Here is an 18,051-nt window from a genome sequence, read left to right on the forward strand (position 1 = left end):
CTTCTTTGGCCTCTATACGCCAGAAACCCGGCTTATACTTGATGCATAAACCGGGTTTCTCGACAGGCTGAGGGCGGACGGCCTATGGCCGTCCGCCCCTCTTTGGGCAAACATCAATCGTCGCTGAGGTAATAGGGCTTCATCAGGCTGGGCTGCTCGGTGGAGTCCTTCTGGCCGTTGGTGCGCAGCACCACCTCGGGGGGCCGTCCGCTGTGGCCCCGGCCGCCCCGCTTCTTCCGCCCATTCTTGGGCATGGGGGCGGGGGCGGGAGGCGGAGGGGTCTGCTTTTTCCCCTGTCCCCGGCGCTCCTTCCGGTTGGTCTTCTCCTGCTGGGGGGCCTGCTGGCCGGGCAGCTCCTTGGCCCGGCGGCCCTCCGTCTGGGGCCGGGCCAGCTTCCGGGGGGCCAGCAGCCGGGCGGTGGCGTCCATAATAACCTCGCTGGCCAGGGGGTCAGGCCGGTGGAACTCTCCAAAGTGCGGCTCCGGCGGGGCAGGACGGGCGGGGGCGGTGGCCACCAGGGCCTCCTCCAAAGTTGCGCTGTTGCGTACCCCGCGCTTGGGCCGCTTTTTCTCCGGCTTCTCCGGCACAGGGGCGGGGGATTCCACCGGGGCCGCCTTCTGGGCCGTCTTGGCCTTCCGCTCGGCAGCGGCGGCCTTGTTGGCCGCATCCCGCTGGCGGCGCTTCTCCTTGGCCGCCGCCCGGGCCTCCGCGTCCTCCGGGTTCACCGTCCGGCCCTTTTTGTCCTTGGGCAGAGGCTCAAAGACCTCCATGGGCCAGGGATGCTCCTCCACCACCGGAATGGGCTTTCCCAGCAGCTTCTGGATCTCCTTCAGCTCCTCCTTCTCGTTGATATCACAGAAGGAGACGGCGGTGCCTCCGTGGCCCGCCCGGCCGGTGCGGCCGATGCGGTGGACGTAGGTCTCGGGTACGTCAGGCAGGTTGTAGTTGAATACGTGGGACAGCTCTTCGATGTCCAGCCCCCGGGCGGCAATATCGGTGGCCACCAGGACCTTCACCTTGCCGCTTTTGAAGTCGGCCAGAGCCTGCTGCCGGGCGGTCTGGCTCTTGTTGCCGTGGATGGCGGCGGCGGCGATGCCCGCCTTTACCAGATCTCCCGCCACCTTGTTGGCTCCGTGCTTGGTGCGGGTGAACACCAGGGCGTTTCTCACCTCGGGGGAGAGAATGAGGGTGGCCAGCAGCTTGGTCTTGTTGCCCCGGTCCACATAGTACAGCCGCTGGTCGATAACCTCCACCGGGGAGGATACCGGGTCCACCGCCACCTTCACCGGGTTCACCAGCAGGGAGTCCACCAGCCCCTGGACCTCCGGGGGCATGGTGGCGGAGAAAAAGAGGGTCTGCTTCTTCTCAGGCAGCCAGCCCAGAATCCGGCGGACATCGTGGATAAAGCCCATGTCCAGCATCCGGTCGGCCTCGTCCAGCACAAAAACCTCCAGCCTGGACAGGTCCACAAATTTCTGGTTGTACAGATCGCCCAGCCGGCCGGGAGTGGCCACCAGGATATCCACGCCCTTTTTCAGCTGTTCCACCTGGGGATTCTGGCCCACGCCGCCGAAAATGACGGCGGAGCGCAGGTGCAGGTGGCGGCTGTAGGCCAGGATATTCTCCTGGATCTGGAGGGCCAGCTCCCGGGTGGGGGTGAGGATGAGAGCCCGGATGCCCTTGGCCCGGCGGGCGGACAGCCGCTGGAGGATGGGGGCGGCAAAGGCGCAGGTCTTGCCGGTACCGGTCTGGGCGCAGCCCAGCACGTCCCGGCCCGCCAGAGCGGGGGGGATGGCCTTTTCCTGGATGGGAGAGGGGCGCTCATACCCCTGTTCGGTCAGGGCCTTCAGAATAGGCGCTTTCAGGCCCAGTTCCTGAAATGTCATGCAGTTCGTTCCTTTCCTGTTTCGCCCCTTCCGCGCCGGGGGCGTAAAAAAATAACTGCCGCGCGGTGGCAGGAATAAACACAACGAAGCCCGCCGGCCACCCGGCGGGCAGAGACTGTCGAAAAAGATCTGCGATCTTTTCCGACAAAAGGTTACATGACGGATGGGGTTCGATTTCTTGCGAAATGGTCACCCCATTCGTCATGAGAAGTGTCCTTTCCAAGGCACATGTCCTTGGAAAGGACGGATTCTAATTTTATTCCGCCGCTTCCGGGCGGCGGAACTCTGCGAGGCCCCGTTACCAGGGAAATCTTCCAAAAAACAAAACCCGGCGGGCATTTCGTACCTGATACTTTCCTATGGTATAGTATATCACCATTTTCCGAAAATACAAGGGGGGCGGGAACTACCCCCGCCGGGCGGTCCGGGCTCAGCCCAGCTGCTCCAGCACCGCCGCCACCGTCTCCTCCAGGGTATTCTGCCCCGTTACATCCACCGTCAGATCGGCATACTTCCGGTACAGCGGCTCCCGGACGGCGTACACATCGGCCAGGGTCTGACCGGGAGCCATGGCAATGCCCCGGGTGGTGATGTTGGAGATCCGCCGCTCCAGCTCGGCCAGAGGCACATGGAGGTACACCACCAGCCCCAGCTCTTTCAGCCGCCGGGCGGCCCCCTCCCGGCAGACGGCGCTGCCGCCGGGAGCGATGACGGTACCGGTGCAGTCCAGGCTGCGGATCACATCCTCCTCCACGTCCAGAAAGCCCTCTACCCCCCGCTGGTCCAGAATGTCCTGGAGCAGGGCCCCTTCCCGCTGCTGGATGAGCAGATCGGCGTCCAGAAAGCGATAGCCCAGAGTCTTGGCCAGCAGCACCCCCACGGTGCTCTTGCCCGAACCGGGCATTCCGATCAATGTGATATTTTCCCCTTCCACAGCGGCAGGTCTCCTCTCCAAACGTTTGGTTCAGTATACCAGAACCCGTTCCACCCCGCAAGAAAAACCTGTCCCCGCGCCAAAAAGGCGCAGGGACAGGCCGTTTTCCCCAGTTATCGGGCCATCAGCTGGTAGAGCATGACCACCGCCTCCAGCCGGGTGGCGGTGCGGTTGGGCCAGAAACGGCCTTCGCCGTCCCCCTGGACCACGTTCAGCCCCTGGGCGATGGCGGCATAGCCGTAATAGCCGGCCGGAATGTCGCTCTGGTCGGTAAAGCTGCACTGGAAAATGCCGGGGATGACGGCGGCATTGCCGTAGCCTCCCCAATCCAGCAGCACCTTCACCAGCTCGGCCCGGGTGACCGGCTGGTCGTCCTGCCGCTGGCTCCGCTTCAGCAGCCCCATGGACACCGCCCGGTCATACACCTGGTCGGCCGCCCCCTCCTGGGACAGGTCAGCCAGATAGCCGTCGGCGCTCACCATCAGGGCCATCAGGTCCAGCTGGGTCAGGGCCTTGTCCCCCTCCAGCTTACCTCCCAGCCAGCCCACGCCGTAGGCTGCCAGGGCCTCCGCCTGGGTCTTGCCCCAGCTGCCCTCCAGATCGGAATAGGTGGGGCGGTCCGGGACACCGGGCAGGGGCTCCACCGGCTGGCCGGTCTTGGCGTCGATGCCCAGCAGAGAACGCTCCCGCTCCAGGGCACAGCCCAGCTCCAGGGCCATCCAGTAGCTGTAGCCCCGGGCGATCAGGTCCTGATACTGGTCCGCGTACCGGTCCAGCTGCCGGGGGACCGCCACATAGCCCAGCTGCACCGTATAGGTGTTAAACCAGGCGTCCAGGGCCGCTTCCATAGAAATTACCCCGGCGGGGTCGTCAAACGCAGGAGCATGGTCAAAGCTGCGGTACAGGCGCAGGATCGCGCCGTCGGCGCTGTCCACCCCCACGGTAATGGCATTGTCGGGGAAGAAATAGCCGTTGACCTGTTGGGCAAAGGTGAAGGTATACACCCGGTTGCCCCCTTCGGCCAGGGTGCTGTCATAGAGGGCGCAGGTGTTCCACTGTTCTCCCCACAGCCCGGCCGCAAAGTCCTCCGCCGTTTTTTGGGCGTCCTGCTGGCTGACGGCGGGCTGGTAGTCCTCCTCCGTCCAGGCGTAGCCGCCCGCCCCCACCAGGGCCCCGGTCTTGCCGTCCAGGGTCACGGTGCGGCTGGTGCTCCCCTCCTGATCCCGGGTATAGCGCAGGGTGGCGGTCACGTCGCCGCTCTCCCGGTCCAGCCGGTAGTCGCAGGACGAGAGGGTCCAGCCCTCCAGCTTCAACGCCCCAAAGGTATGGGCCTGCCGGTCCAGGTCCTCCTTGGACCACACCCCCGCCATCTGGGCGATGCCCTCCTGCTCGGCGTCGGTGAGGCTGTCACTGGCGCTGCCGCTCTCTTGACCGGCGCCGGGGGTCCCGTTGGTCCCTTTGTCTTCCTCCAGCTCCCGGTACAGCTGGCTCAGGTTGACCAGCGCCCCGGTGGCTGCGTCCACATAATAGTCGTCTCCCTGCACCGGCACATAGCGCAGCACCGCCTTGTCCGGGTCGTTCTCGTCCAGCACATACTCCAGCTTCAGCTCCAGTGTGCCCTTGAGGAGAGCGGCGGCCTGTGCCTCCGCCCCGGCATAGGGGGCGGGGTCGGCGGGCTGGTTCAGATAGGTCTGATACAGATCGTCCCGCTGGTAGGAGAGCACCGCGCCGTCCCGGGCGTCCACCTCCAGCCAGAGTCCCACCGGGCTGGTAAGGCCGTAGTACAGCAGCTGGGTCTGGAAGCTATAGCGCTCCTGGCCCACCCGGTCGCTCTCCCCTTCCGCCGTCAGCCGGGCGCTGGCGGGGGCGGAGAGCACCTGGTCCACAAAGGCCTGGGCATAGGGCAGGGCCTCCGCCCGGCTCAGGGCGGGGAAGGCGGACTGGCTGTCCCCCCGGCCGGTATCGTCCTCCCGGCTCCGGTCATAGCGGTAGATGGTGCCGTCCTCACCGGCCACCACCCGAAGGGTCTCCCCCTCCTTCTCCCAGTGCAGGGTCCAGCAGGTACGCATGCCCTCCTCGGTGAGCTCCCCGTAAAATGTGGTGTAGGAGTCGCCGATGTTCAACCGCTCCTTTACCGCTTGGGTCACCTGCGTCAGACGCTGGTCTGTGGGTGCGGCGGCCGCCGCCGGCAGGGCCAGCGCCACCGCCAGCACCACCGCCAAAAAGATACGTGCGGTTCTTTTCATGGGTCCATCCTCCTTTTCCAAATCTTGTTCTATGCCTTTAGACGATGGACCGGCAAAAATGTTTCCCCTCCGCCAGAAAAATTTTCCCTTGCTTTTATCGAACGTACGTTGTATACTGCAATCGAACAAAAGTTCTGTCGGAACTTTTTCCCGGTCTGCGCCGTCAGAAGGATAACAGCGGGGGCGCTGCCCCGGTTTGGACTGACACACCGGACAGAAACCGGCATAACAGGAGGGCAAGGATATGGAGACGATTTTTGTTACGCTGGATGCCAGACAGATCACGGCCCGGGGGGCCCAGAGCCGCCAGAAGATCTGTGTGGGGCAGGAGACGGTGTGCCAGTCTGCCCCGCCCCGGCGGACATCCTCCGCCCAGGCGGGCAAGGTGCTGGACTTTGAGGCCTGCCGCCAGGCGCTGGCGGAGAAGGCCCGGGAACCGGAAGCGCCGCCCACCCCGGCGGAGCCGGAACCGGAGCGGGAGCCTGTCCCGCCCCGCCGCCGGTGGGATCTGGCCCTGGCCGCTGATATTACCGCGTCGGTGGGGGTGCTGGCGGTGCTGGCCGCGGTGGCCGCGCGGTTTTTCCTGGGGTAAGGGCAGGGCATTGGCCCGCCCTATTTCCCCGGCAATGGCACAAAACCGCCGTAAACGCAAAAAAGAAGGACATCCAAAAGGATGTCCTTCTTTTTTCTGGAGCAGGTGACGAGGCTCGAACTCGCTACCTCCACCTTGGCAAGGTGGCGCTCTACCAGATGAGCTACACCTGCAAGCGACGGTGGTTATTATAACAGCCTGTCCCGCCGCTGTCAAGGGAAAATTTCAAATTTTTATTTTTTCTTGGGTCAGGCCTCCTGGCCCTCCCACTGATAGCCCAACTCCACCATCTGCTTGGCAGTCCAAGTCTGGCTGAGGCTGCGGCTCAGGTCCACCCACACCGTGGTACCGTTGCGGGTCACGGAGTTGAAAAAGTGGGGGCTCCCCTCCAGCGTGCCCTCCACGATCTCGCTGTCCAGGCCCATATCGCTGCACAGCAGCTGGAAGGCCAGGGCCAGTCCCTCGTCGTCGGCCCCCTCCCCCAGCAAGGCGTCCCAGGCGGTGGAGCCCCCCTGAGGGTCGGCCTTCACCACGCCGGGCAGGGTCTCCAGCAGCAGGTCCAGCCGACGGCTTTCGATCTGGTACTGGATGGGGGCCAGAATAACGGCGGCCTGCTCCTGGAGCTGCTCGCTCTTGCGCTTGAGCACCGTGGGCTCCTGAGGATAGTCCAGCAAAATCTCCACAATGCGCTGGACCCCGGTATCGGGGTAGAGGGTGACGGAGCACTCCGGCATCCCCAGGGCGGCGGCGGGGGTATCGTAGTAGGCCTGCCGCACCTGTTCCTTCACCGTGTCCACATCGCCGTTGAAGACGCCCACCCGCAGGGCCAGTTCGGTATCGAAGGCGCCCAGAGCCTGGGCCGCTTCCTCCCGAATGGCGCTGGTGCCGGTGATGTTCACCAGACTGCTGATCTGCTCCAGACTGCGGCGGTAGGAGATGGTGATGGTGGCCTCATAGGTGGTGAGGATGGTGGTATAGTCGTTTTTGATAAATTCCACCGCGTAGGCCCCCAGAGGGTCGTCCTGGTCCACCTCCAGGCAGGCCCGGTTCAGATCTTCCTCCACGTCGCCGTGGTAGTCGGTGAGCTGGATGACCCCCTCTTCCATGCCCTGGGTGACAAAGAAGAGTACCCCGTTGACCAGCTCGGAATAGGTGCTGGCCTTGACGGTGGAGGGATCTTCCCCCAGCACCGGCTGCTCGGTGTGGGGCTCCACCACCGTATAGGACGAGTCGGACAGGGAGACGCAGCCCGACAGCAGCAGGGTCAGGCTCAGCGCCAGAGCCGGTATCCGCTTGTTCACAGGCCGCGCCTCCTTTCCGGTTTAATAGCCCAGATCCTGGTCGATGAGCACCACTTCCCCCCGGCCGATGCCGGTGGGCTTCTCCCACAGCACGGTCAGGGCCCGGCAGATCCGCTGGGGGCTGTTGCAGTCATAGCACTTGTCCCCCTTGGCGGCGCAGGGGGTCTCTTTGTGCAGCCGCTGGGCGTTCTTGGGGGAGGCGATGTTCCGGGCCCGCCACAGAGCCTTGTCATAGTCAGGGGCCAGCTTATTGCGGCCCACAATGAAATAGACCTCCTCATGGCCGAAGATGGTGGAGGCCACCCGGTTGCCGGTGCCGTCGATATTAATGATCTCCCCCGTCTCGGCCAGGCCGTTGACCGAGGTCAGATACACCGGCGCGGCGGCGGCCTGGGCAAAGGTGCCCCCGCTGGCGTGGCTGTACACGCCGGTACACACCGCCGCCAGCCGGTCGGGCAGCCCCATCTCCTGTAAGGTCACCGAGCCGCCGTAGCCCACCGTCTTGCCCGTCAGCTTTTGGGCCAGATAGTCTGCGGCCTCCGCCGCCGTGGCAAAGCAGGTCACATCAAAGCCCCGCCGCTCCAGATTTTCCTTTACCTTGGCAAAATCCGCCATGACAATCCTTCCTTTCCCAATCAAACTATGTACGGCGGGCGGCCGGAACGGCCGCCCCTCTTAAAGATCATTTTCCTTAAATGCCCGGAATCCGTCCCCCAGCACCTCATGGGCGTCGCACACCACCAGGAAGGCGTTGGGGTCGATCTCGTTGACCATGCGCTTGATCTCCACGATCTGCTTTTGCTTGAAGGCCACCATCAGTACCTTTTTGTCCGCCCCGGAGTAGGCCCCCTGGCCGTGGAGGATGGTAACTCCCCGGTCGATGTCGTGGATCAGGGACTGGGTAATGGCCTCGTAGGAGTCGCTGATGATATAGGCCACCTTGGCCATGTCCATGCCGTAGAGCACCTTGTCCATCACAAAAGAGGACAGATACAGGGCAATGATGCCGTAGAGGGCGCTGTTCAGGTTGCCAAACACCACCGCCACCGCCAAAATCACCGCCAGGTCCACCGCCAGCAGGATCTTACCCATGGGCAGCCAGCTAAAGCGCAGCTTGAGCAGCCGGGCGATGAGGTCGGTGCCGCCGGTGGTGGCCCCCTGGATAAAGACGATCCCCAAAGATCCGCCCATCAGCACCCCGCCAAAGACGCAGGCCAGCATGGGGTCCATGGGCTGGAAGGTGTAGAGCAGGTGGAGCAGGTCGATAAACGCCGAGGAGATAAACATGGCGTACAGGGAGGACACCAGAATATGTCCCCCCAGAAGCTTCCACCCCAGCAAAAACAGGGGCACGTTGAGGATGATGACCACCGTGCCGATGGGGGCCCAGGGCAGGAAGTGGTTGATGATCTGGCCCACGCCGGTGATGCCGCCGAAGCCGATCAGGTTGGGCTCATAACACCAGTTGAATCCCACGGCGTAAACCAGGGAGGCAATGGTGATCCACAGATAGGGCAGGATATATTTTTTCAGGCTTTGTTTCATAACACGCTCCATGTCTGGTCGGGAGTGGGCGGCTTCTTACAGCAGGGTCATCTGTTCCTCCCCCCGGTCTTCCTCCTTCAGCAGGGCCCCCGTCCCCGGCAGGGACCGGGCCCGGTACCGGGCGGGGTTAACGATGGTGGTATCGGTCAGGGGAAGGACCCGCTCCACCTTCCACTTGGGCTTGAGGGTCATCACCCCCACGCCCTGGGTGGTGCGGGTGCTCTTGGGGGCCAGCGCGGCGGTCTGGAACACCAGACAGCGGCCCTCGGTGGAGATCACCGCCGCCTCCAGGTCCTCCTTGATGTGGAGGACGGCGGCCAGGGGGGATTTGTCGGAATAGGCCCCGGTGAGCTTCTTCCGCCGGGTCTGGGTCTGGTAGGCGGACAGCTCCACCCGGGCGGCCTTGCCGTTTTCAAAGAAGAAAATCAGCTGGCCGCTGTAGTCGGCGGTGAGGCAGGCCCACACAAAGCTCTCGCCGGGGTCCATGCCCAGCTTGGTGGGCAGAAAGTCCCCCAGCACGCTGGCCTTGGCGTCGTCAAAGTCGCTGAGCCGGGCCTTGTAGCACTGCTGCTTGTCGGTGAACACCAGCAGCTCGGCCCGGTTGGTGGCCTCCCAGTACAGGAAGGGGCCGTCCCCCTCTTTATACTTCTGCTCGCTGCTCATCCGCAGGGACTGGGGGGTGATCTTCTTGAAGTAGCCCTCTTTGGAGCAGAACACATGGACCGGATAGTCGGGGGTCTCGTCCTCCTCCTCCACCGCCCCGGCGGTCTGGTAGTCGTAGACGATCTCGGTGCGCCGGGGAAGGGCATACTTTTTCTTCACCGCCGCCAGCTCCTTGGCGATGATCTTTTTGATGCGGCCCGGATTGTTGACGATATCCTGAAGGTCGGCGATCTCCTCCTCCAGCCCGGCCACCTCTTCGATGCGCTTGAGGATATACTCCTTGTTGATGTTGCGCAGCTTGATGTCGGCCACATACTCCGCCTGGATGTTGTCGATGCCGAAGCCGATCATCAGGTTGGGCACCACCTCGGCGTCCTCCTCAGTCTCCCGGATGATCTTGATGGCCCGGTCGATATCCAGCAAAATCTTCTTCAGTCCCTTGAGCAGGTGGAGCTTTTCCTGCTTCTTCTTCATCACGTAGTAGGTCCGGCGGCGGACTCCCTCCATCCGCCAGCCGGTCCACTCCTCCAAAATCTCCCCCACGCCCATGACCTTGGGCATCCCGGCGATGAGGATATTGAAGTTGCAGGAGCAGGCGTCCTGGAGGGTGGTGGACTTGAAGAGCTTGGCCATCAGCTTGTCCGGGTCGGTTCCCCGCTTCAGGTCGATGGTGATTTTCAGGCCGTTCAGGTCGGTCTCATCCCGCATGTCGGCGATCTCCTTGATCTTGCCCGCCTTGATGAGCTCGGCCACCTTGTCCATAATGGCCTCCACGGTGGTGGTGTAGGGGATCTCGTACACCTCGATGAGGTTTTCGCTTTTCAGATACCGCCACCGGGCCCGCACCTGGAAAGAGCCCCGGCCGGTGGCATAGATCTGGGACAGGGCCGCTTCGTCATACAGCAGCTCCCCACCGGTGGGGAAGTCGGGGGCCTTCAGGTATTCCAGCAGATTGACCTTGGGGTTTTTGAGGAAGGCCACCGCCGCGTCGCACACCTCCCCCAGGTTGAAGCCGCACAGGTTGGAGGCCATGCCCACGGCGATGCCCTGGTTGGCGGACACCAGCACGTTGGGGAAGGTGGTGGGCAGGAGGGTGGGCTCCTGCATGGAGCCGTCGTAGTTGTCCACAAAGTCCACCGTGTCCTGGTCGATATCCCGGAAGAGCTCGGCACAGATGGGGTCTAAGCGCACCTCAGTGTACCGGCTGGCCGCCCAGGCCATGTCCCGGGAGTACACCTTGCCGAAGTTGCCCTTGGAATCCACCAGGGGGTGGAGCAGGGCGCCGTACCCACGGGAGAGGCGCACCATGGTGTCGTAGATGGCGGCGTCGCCGTGGGGATTGAGTTTCATGGTCTGGCCCACCACGTTGGCGCTCTTGGTGCGGCTGCCGCCCAGCAGGCGCATCTGGTACATGGTGTACAGCAGCTTGCGGTGGGAGGGCTTGAAGCCGTCGATCTCGGGGATGGCCCGGGAGACGATGACGCTCATGGCGTAGGGCATATAGTTGAGCTCCAGCGTCTCAGTGATGGGCTGCTCCAGCACCTCGGGCCGCAGGCCCATGACGTTGGGGTTGTTGACCTTTTTCGCCCCCTCCTGGGGGGCCTTTTTCTTAGCCATTTCCTTCCTTCCTTCTCAGGGGATTGTTCGCTGCTGTTGTTACGAAATATCCGCCAGCTCCAGATATTTATACCCATTTTCCGCAATATGGTCCTTACGGCCCTGGAGGTTGTCCCCCAGCAGCAGGTCGAACACCCGTGCGGTATTCTCCACGTCCTCCGGCATGACCTTGATAAGCCGCCGGGTCTCCGGGTTCATGGTGGTGAGCCACATCATGTCCGGTTCGTTCTCGCCCAGGCCCTTGGAGCGGTTGATGGAGCACTTCTTCCCCGCCAGAGTCCCGTTCACGATCTCGTTTTTCTCGGCGTCGGAATAGGCAAACCAGGTCTTTTCCTTGTAGTTGATCTCGTACAGGGGGGACTCGGCGATATACACATACCCCCGCTGAATGAGGGTGGGGGTCAGACGGTAGAGCATGGTCAGAATCAGGGTGCGGATCTGGAAACCGTCCACGTCGGCATCGGTACAGATGACGATTTTATTCCACCGCAGGTTCATCAGATCAAACTCCGCCAGGTCCTTGGCGTGCTTGTCGTGGACCTCCACCCCGCAGCCCAGCACCTTCAAAAGGTCGGTGATGATCTCGCTTTTGAAGATCTTGGCGTAGTCCGCCTTCAGGCAGTTGAGGATCTTACCCCGCACCGGCATGATGCCCTGGAACTCCGCGTCCCGGCTGAGCTTGACGCTGCCCAGAGCGGAGTCGCCCTCCACGATGTAGAGCTCCCGGCGGGTGGTGTCCTTGGTGCGGCAGTCCACAAACTTCTGCACCCGGTTGGAGATATCCACATTGCCCGACAGCTTCTTTTTGATGTTCAGCCGGGTGCGCTCAGCGTTCTCCCGGGAACGCTTGTTGATGAGTACCTGCTCCCCGATCTTGGCGGCGTCAAAGGGGTTTTCGATGAAGTAGACCTCCAGCTGGGCCCGCAAAAACTCGGTCATGGCCTCCTGGACGAATTTGTTGGTGATAGCCTTCTTGGTCTGGTTCTCGTAGGAGGTCTGGGTGGAGAAGTTGTTGCTCACCAGCACCAGGCAGTCCTCCACATCGGCCCAGGTCAGCTTGCTCTCGTTCTTCTGGTACTTGCCCTGAGATTTCAGCCAGGCGTCAATGCCGTTGACAAAGGCCGACTTCACCGCCTTCTCCGGGGAGCCGCCGTGCTCCAGCCAGGAGGAGTTGTGATAGTGCTCAATGATCTGCACGGTGTTGGAGAAGCAGAAGGACACGCTCAGCTTCACCTTGTACTCGTCCTTGTCCGCCCGGTCCCGGCCCTTCCGCTCAGTCTGCCAGAACACCGGCTGGGTCAGGGGATTGTCCCCCGCCAGCTCCTTTACATAGTCCTCGATGCCTTTTTCATACTTGAAGTCGGTGGTCTCAAACTTGCCCCCCACCTGGTTGCGGAAGCGGAAGGTGATCCCGGCGTTGACCACTGCCTGGCGCTTGAGCACGTCCAGGTAGTATTCCACCGGAATGTCGATATCGGTGAACACGTCCAGGTCGGGCAGCCAGCGGAACTTGGAGCCGGTCTTTTTGCCGGCGTAGGGCTCCTTTTTCAGCCCCCCGATATTCTCGCCCTGTTCAAAGTGGAGGGTGTACTCAAACCCGTCCCGGTGGATCACCGCGTCAAAATACCGGCTGGCGTACTGGGTGGCGCAGGAGCCCAGGCCGTTGAGGCCCAGGGAATACTCGTAGTTGTCGCCGGAGTTGTTGTTATACTTGCCGCCGGCGTACAGCTCGCAGAACACCAGCTCCCAGTTGTACTTCTGCTCCTTCTCGTTCCAGTCCACCGGGCAGCCCCGGCCAAAGTCCTCCACCTCGATGGACTTGTCCTCATACCGGGTGAGGGTGATAAGATTGCCGTGGCCCTCCCGGGCCTCGTCGATGGCGTTGGACAGGATCTCAAAGACCGCGTGCTCACAGCCCTCCAGCCCATCGGAGCCAAAAATAACCGCCGGGCGCTTGCGCACCCGGTCCGCCCCCTTCAGGGAGGAAATGGAGTCGTTGCCGTAACTTTTTGGGGAAGAACTTTTTGCCATGGGCCTCTCCTCATATCTTAAAACTGCCGGTTCCCAGACCGGCGCCAAATGTGCGCATACAGTATTATATTACCCCAATCCCGCCCAAAGTGTCAAGAAAGGCGGGGGCGCTATCAAAGCGCCCCCGCAAAAAGCGGTTATGCTGCCTGTTCGTTCAGCTCGGCCAGCGCCTCCCCCTCGGAATCGGCGGAAAAGCGAAAGCGTCCGGCGGCGTCGTATACCTCAACATGTCCGTGTACATAGCGAAACTCAAATTCCATGGGTCAGCGCTCCTTTCCTGTGTGGTTGTACACAGGATATCAGAGTCACTGTCCTATAAACCGGACTATTCTTTCAAATCCTCCAAAAAAGCCTCCCAGGCCTCCGGGTGCTGGACGTAATACCGGGGGCATTCCTTGCCGGTAACGTCATAGTGGCGGATCACCTGGTCGGTGTCCAGGCGGTATTCCTCCATCAGCCAGCGGGTGAGCTTCACCAGGGAGTCATAGGTAGCCTGGGTAAAGGCCCCGGTGTCGTCGGGGTGGCAGCACTCGATGGAGATGGTGTCCACATTCCGGGGGCCGGTGCAGTAGGCGATCTCGTCCAGGGGCACATTCTGGATGATCTCCCCGTCCAGGCCGATGAGAAAGTGGCTGGAGGCGTAGGTCTCCCCGGTCTGGGCCAGGTTTTCAAAATAGCTGCGGTTCTGCTCCGCCGTGGTGCCCGGATTGCCCACATAGTGGACCACCACCCCGTTGACCTCCTCCAGAGCCTCTCCCGGCCGGGAATAGGGATTGATGGGGAGCAGCTCCTGGGTGATCCAGTCGGGGACCTGGCCCGAGGGCTGGGGGGTTCTGGAGGCCAGTATCCACCACACCAGCAGGACCACCACCAGCACCGCCACGGAGGCCGCCAGCAGGAGCAGGACAGGATTCAGGGGGCGTTTTTTCACTCTGGCAGACATAGGCCAGTCCCTCCTTTGGTCCAAAACGCAGAAACACAGGCCCGCCGCCTGTTGCGGGCCTGTGTTTCCAAGATCTGAAAAAGAGAGGAAAGAGAGGAGTGGTCTTGCTGACCACGGTGTTATCCTACCCGTTTCCTATGAACCCGTTTTGAACCGTATGTGAACGTTTTGTAAAGGCTGTCGCCTTATTCCGCCAGGATTTTGGCAACCTCATCCAGGTAATTGGTTTCCAGGTCCTCAATCTTGCCGGCGTCGCAGGCGGCGGCCACGGCGGGGTCGATGGGCAGACGGGCCAGCACCTTCAGGCCCAGACCGGCGGCCACCTGGTCAATGTGGCTCTCACCAAAGATGGCGTGGCGCTTGCCGCAGTCGGGGCACTGGAAATAGGAGTAGTTTTCCACCAGGCCCAGCACGGGGATGTGCATCATCTCGGCCATCTTTACCGCCTTGGTGACGATCATGCTCACCAGGTCCTGGGGAGAGGTGACTACCACAATGCCGTCAATGGGGAGGGACTGGAACACGGTGAGGGGCACATCGCCGGTTCCGGGGGGCATATCCACAAACATATAGTCCACATCCCCCCAGATCACGTCGCTCCAGAACTGCTTGACGGTACCGGCAATGACGGGGCCCCGCCAGATCACCGGGTCGGTCTCATGCTCGGTGAGCAGGTTGAGGCTCATGATGCCGATGCCGGTCTTGGTCTCGGCGGGGTAGATGCCCAGCTCACTGCCCTCGGCCCGGGTGTGGATGCCGAAAGCGGCGGGGATGGAGGGGCCGGTGATGTCGGCGTCCAGCACGGCCACCTTCTTGCCCATGCGGCGCATGGCCACCGCCAGGGAGGAGGTCACCAGGCTCTTGCCCACGCCGCCCTTGCCGCTGAGCACGGCGATGACCTTGCCGATGTGGGACAGGCCGTTGGCGGGGACGTGGAGGTCCTGGGGCGCAGTACGCTCCCCGCAGCTCTCACCGCAGGAGGAGCAGTTGTGGGTACATTCTGACATGGTTGATTTCCTTCTTTCCTATGTTGTAACCAGAGTTTTTGGTATCAATCGGTCCGCAGGCGAGTGAATCGCGCCGCGGAACAATGTCTCGGGGGGACAAAGTCCCCCCTGGACTTTAATAGCTGTAGGTCCCTCCGCCAATGAATTCCCGGATCAGGGACTCGGGGGGCACCAGCGCCGGGTCCACCGGCTCAAAATATTGGAAGGCGTCCACCAGATCGTGAAACTCCTGGCGCCGGGGATTGTCGGCGGGGATCTGGGCCGCCGCCTCTTTCAGGGCATGGGCGTAGTTGGCGAACACCGATACCTCGTAGGGCAGGGAGGAGTCGATGATCACGTTGGCCCGGTTTTTGAAGGGGGAGATGTACTTCTTCTCGCCCCGGCGCACATTATACCACATCAGGAGCGTTTCTAAAAGGTCTGTGCCCCGGAAATTATAATCCCGTACCGCCCGGCGGGAAATCCGCATCCAGGTGCCCTTGAACCGCAGTTCGTCCCCCTCCAGCACGTTGGAGCGGGCGGAGATGTACAGGCCGGTGGCCTCCGGGTGGCGGCCGGCAATGTCGTCATTGAGGGCGTGGATGCCCTCAAAAATGGCGATCTCATTTTTGTCCAGCTTCAAAAAGGTGCCCCGGCTGTCGTTGCGCATCTGGCGGGCAAACTCAAACTTGGGCACCACCACCCACTCCCCCCGGGACAGCTTGGAAAAGGTATCGTCCAGCAGATCCATGTCCAGCAGGAGGGGGGACTCATAGTCGATATCCCCCTCCGGGGTGCGGGGGGCAGTCTTACGGTTGAGGGTTTTGAAGTAGTTGTCCATGGAAATGGTGTGGGTATTCACCCCCCGCCGCTCCAGCTCCTGCTCCAGCTTCATGGCGGTGGTGGTCTTACCTGAGCCGGATGGGCCGGACAGGAGCACGATGGGGCTTTGCTTTATCCGGGCCAGGATCTGGTCCACCGCGGCGGAAATGCGGTCCTGATACCGGGCGTCGCATTGGGCCAGAAACCCCTTGGGATCGGTACGGATGCTGTGGTTGATCTCCTTGAGCTGATAGGCCATACTATCCTCCTTACAGCGCGTCGTGGAAGCAGGCTACCCGCTCCTTTCCGGCGCAGACGGCGTCGATCTTCTCGATATACTCCTTGGGGTACTTGGGGTTGGCCACCCGCTCGATATAGCCGGTGGTCGGGTTGACCAGCTTGGTCACCCCGCCGCCCCCCAGCGAGACGATGGTGTGCAGCTCCTCCATCATGCAGATGTTGTACAGGCTCTCATGCCCCGGCAGGCACCAGCCCACATTTTCAAAGGAGCCGGACATATATTTCTGGCGGTAGAGGTAGTAGGGGATCTGTCCCGCTCCCCGCAGGGCGGACCAGGCATATTCCAGCATGGCGGCCACCTCCCCGTCGGAGGGGATGGCTCCCCCTTCCTCCATCAGCCGGGAACCCTTCTTCAGGGCCAGGGTGTGGACCGTGATATTCTCCGGTGCCAGGGCCAGCACTTGGTCCAGGGAGGAGCGGAAGCCCTCCAGAGAGTCGGTGGGCAGGCCGGCAATCAGGTCCATGTTGACGCAGGGGATACCGCTGTCCCGGGCCAGGGCATAGGCCCCCAGAATATCTTCCCCCCGGTGGGCCCGCCCCATGGCGGCCAGCACGGAGTCCCGCATGGTCTGGGGGTTCACCGACACCCGCATACACCCCCGGCGGGCCAGGACATCTAGCTTTTCCCGGGTGATGGTGTCGGGCCGCCCCGCCTCCACCGTGTACTCGGTGCAGGCCGACAGGTCGATGTGCTCCGCCAGCTCCCCCATCAGCCGGTCCAGCTGGGGAGCGGACAGGGTGGTGGGGGTGCCGCCGCCAAAATAGATGGTGCGCACCTTTAACCCCGCCTGGGCCAGCATGGCCCCGGTGGCCTTGATTTCCTGGGAAAGGGCCTCCAGAAAGGGGTCAATGAGCTTCAATGCCTTCCCCACGTCGGCGGACACAAAGGAGCAGTAGGCGCACCGGGTAGGGCAAAAGGGGATGCCCACATAGAGGGACACCTCCTCCGGCTTCAGGCTCCGTTTGGCCGCCAGACTGGCCTGGGCGCAGTCCATGGCCAGCTTCCGCCGGAGAGGAGACACCCGGTAGGTGTCTCTCAGTACCTTCTCCGCCTGGGCGGGGGTGGCCCCGGCCAGCATGGCGCGGGTGGGGATCTTCACCGGCCGCACCCCGGTAAGGGCCCCCCAGGGGGGCTCGTTCCCACGGGCCGCCACCCCGGCGTCGTAAAAGGCCAGCTTTAAAATCCGCTGGAGGGCCCGGTCGGTGGAGAGGCTGTCGGTCAGCTCTTCCAGTTTACACCGGCGGCTTGCCCCGTATGTCTGCCCGCGGTAGGTCAGCCGGGCGGCGGCGGTGGCCCACACCGTCCCCCGGCTGAGGGAGAGGGTCAGAGCGTCCTCCCCCGGAGCGGGAGGCGCTTGGGGGTATTCCGGCCGCTGATCGGGGAACAGGGTCAAAAGCATCTGCTCGGCGGCGTATTTGTAGTCATGGCCGTGAAAATAGAGCTTCATGGTGGAAAAATCCTTTCCGGGGAAATAGGCGGGGAGAGGCAAAGGTTGGGGGCAAGCCCCCAATGATTACCCCATGGCCTCCTGCATATAATAGTTGCTCTTCCGCTCGGCCTCCAGGGTGGACATACCCATGTGGCCGGGGAGGACCTGGAAGTCCCCAGGCAGGCGGGCCAGACGGGCCAGAGAGGCCATGATCTGCTCATAGCTGCCGCCGGGCAGGTCGGTGCGGCCCATGGAGCCCTGGAACAGGGTGTCCCCGGTAAAGAGCACATCCCCCGCCATCAGGCACACCCCGCCGGGGGTGTGGCCGGGGGTGTGGAGCACCTGCACGTCGATGTCCCCCACCCGCACCACGTCTCCGTCCTTGTACGGGGTGGGCTCCATCCCCAGAGGGGGGAACACGGGAGTACCCAGCCGGGCGGCGTCATTAGGGTGGAGGTACACCGGCACATCGGGCAGGGCCTTGTGGAGCTCCGCCACCCCGGTGGTGTGGTCATAGTGGGCATGGGTCAGCAGAATCAGCTTGATCTCCACCCCGTCCTCCTTGGCCTGGGCCAGGATGCGGCCGGCCTCATCGCCGGGGTCCACCACGGCGGCGGCGTGGGTGTTTTCGTCCTCCAACAGGTAACAGTTGGTGCCGATGGGCCCCACCTGCAAAACGTGGATCTTCATGGGATGTCACCTCATAGGTTTAAATTTGGATGGCATACTTTTTACATGGTATCGGTGTCCAGCAG

15 protein-coding genes and 1 tRNA gene are annotated in these 18,051 nt (G+C 62.7%); 1 reads left to right on the forward strand and 15 read right to left on the reverse strand.

Annotated features, from left to right (window positions below; translation table 11 throughout):
* Positions 1-113: 113 nt before the first annotated feature.
* The 3 genes from Q0J75_RS10900 to Q0J75_RS10910 form a co-directional block, all read right to left on the reverse strand.
* Positions 114-1,886, reverse strand: a complete 1,773-nt coding sequence (locus Q0J75_RS10900; RefSeq protein ID WP_297201031.1) for a DEAD/DEAH box helicase — start codon at positions 1,884-1,886, stop codon at positions 114-116.
* Between the two features lie 430 nt (positions 1,887-2,316).
* Positions 2,317-2,790, reverse strand: a complete 474-nt coding sequence (locus Q0J75_RS10905) for a shikimate kinase (protein WP_297201078.1) — start codon at positions 2,788-2,790, stop codon at positions 2,317-2,319.
* A gap of 143 nt (positions 2,791-2,933) precedes the next feature.
* The gene (locus Q0J75_RS10910) at positions 2,934-5,066 is read right to left on the reverse strand and encodes an S-layer homology domain-containing protein (RefSeq protein ID WP_297201034.1); all 2,133 of its coding nucleotides are present in this window, start codon (positions 5,064-5,066) and stop codon (positions 2,934-2,936) included.
* 244 nt (positions 5,067-5,310) lie between these two features.
* Here Q0J75_RS10910 and Q0J75_RS10915 point away from each other — a divergent pair, with 244 nt between their 5' ends.
* Positions 5,311-5,658, forward strand: coding sequence for a hypothetical protein (locus tag Q0J75_RS10915; RefSeq protein WP_297201037.1), 348 nt, complete (start codon positions 5,311-5,313; stop codon positions 5,656-5,658).
* 97 nt (positions 5,659-5,755) lie between these two features.
* Here Q0J75_RS10915 and Q0J75_RS10920 read toward each other — a convergent pair.
* The 12 genes from Q0J75_RS10920 to Q0J75_RS10975 all read right to left on the reverse strand — a co-directional run bounded on the left by Q0J75_RS10920 (position 5,756) and on the right by Q0J75_RS10975 (position 17,986).
* A tRNA-Gly gene (locus tag Q0J75_RS10920) sits at positions 5,756-5,831 on the reverse strand.
* A 75-nt stretch (positions 5,832-5,906) separates the two neighbouring features.
* Complete coding sequence (locus tag Q0J75_RS10925) at positions 5,907-6,959, reverse strand: hypothetical protein (protein WP_297201040.1); 1,053 nt, start codon at positions 6,957-6,959, stop codon at positions 5,907-5,909.
* 21 nt (positions 6,960-6,980) lie between these two features.
* Positions 6,981-7,574 carry a lactate utilization protein gene (locus Q0J75_RS10930; protein WP_297201044.1) on the reverse strand — a complete coding sequence of 198 codons (594 nt, stop codon included), beginning with the start codon at positions 7,572-7,574 and terminating at the stop codon, positions 6,981-6,983.
* 60 nt (positions 7,575-7,634) lie between these two features.
* Positions 7,635-8,504 (reverse strand): YitT family protein, encoded by an 870-nt coding sequence (locus tag Q0J75_RS10935; protein WP_297201047.1) that lies wholly within the window; start codon positions 8,502-8,504, stop codon positions 7,635-7,637.
* A gap of 36 nt (positions 8,505-8,540) precedes the next feature.
* Entirely contained in the window at positions 8,541-10,784 is a 2,244-nt protein-coding gene (locus Q0J75_RS10940; RefSeq protein WP_297201050.1) for a DNA gyrase/topoisomerase IV subunit A, read from the reverse strand.
* Between the two features lie 39 nt (positions 10,785-10,823).
* Positions 10,824-12,815 carry a DNA gyrase/topoisomerase IV subunit B gene (locus Q0J75_RS10945; RefSeq protein ID WP_297201053.1) on the reverse strand — a complete coding sequence of 664 codons (1,992 nt, stop codon included), beginning with the start codon at positions 12,813-12,815 and terminating at the stop codon, positions 10,824-10,826.
* A gap of 137 nt (positions 12,816-12,952) precedes the next feature.
* Positions 12,953-13,075, reverse strand: coding sequence for a hypothetical protein (locus tag Q0J75_RS10950; protein ID WP_297201056.1), 123 nt, complete (start codon positions 13,073-13,075; stop codon positions 12,953-12,955).
* A gap of 65 nt (positions 13,076-13,140) precedes the next feature.
* Positions 13,141-13,758: a peptidoglycan recognition protein family protein gene (locus Q0J75_RS10955; protein WP_297201059.1), complete on the reverse strand. Its 618-nt coding sequence runs from the start codon at positions 13,756-13,758 to the stop codon at positions 13,141-13,143.
* A 185-nt stretch (positions 13,759-13,943) separates the two neighbouring features.
* Positions 13,944-14,765, reverse strand: coding sequence for an Mrp/NBP35 family ATP-binding protein (locus tag Q0J75_RS10960; protein WP_297201063.1), 822 nt, complete (start codon positions 14,763-14,765; stop codon positions 13,944-13,946).
* A gap of 115 nt (positions 14,766-14,880) precedes the next feature.
* A complete protein-coding gene (locus tag Q0J75_RS10965) occupies positions 14,881-15,825 on the reverse strand; it encodes a uridine kinase family protein (protein WP_297201065.1) in 945 nt (314 codons plus the stop codon).
* 10 nt (positions 15,826-15,835) lie between these two features.
* Positions 15,836-17,314, reverse strand: coding sequence for a coproporphyrinogen dehydrogenase HemZ (gene hemZ, locus Q0J75_RS10970; protein WP_297201072.1), 1,479 nt, complete (start codon positions 17,312-17,314; stop codon positions 15,836-15,838).
* Positions 17,315-17,380: 66 nt separating this feature from the next.
* On the reverse strand, positions 17,381-17,986 hold the full coding sequence (locus Q0J75_RS10975) for an MBL fold metallo-hydrolase (RefSeq protein WP_297201075.1): 606 nt from the start codon (positions 17,984-17,986) through the stop codon (positions 17,381-17,383).
* Positions 17,987-18,051 lie beyond the last annotated feature (65 nt).

The sequence above is a fragment of the uncultured Flavonifractor sp. genome, assembly GCF_944385615.1.
Taxonomy (GTDB): Bacteria; Bacillota; Clostridia; order Oscillospirales; family Oscillospiraceae; genus Flavonifractor.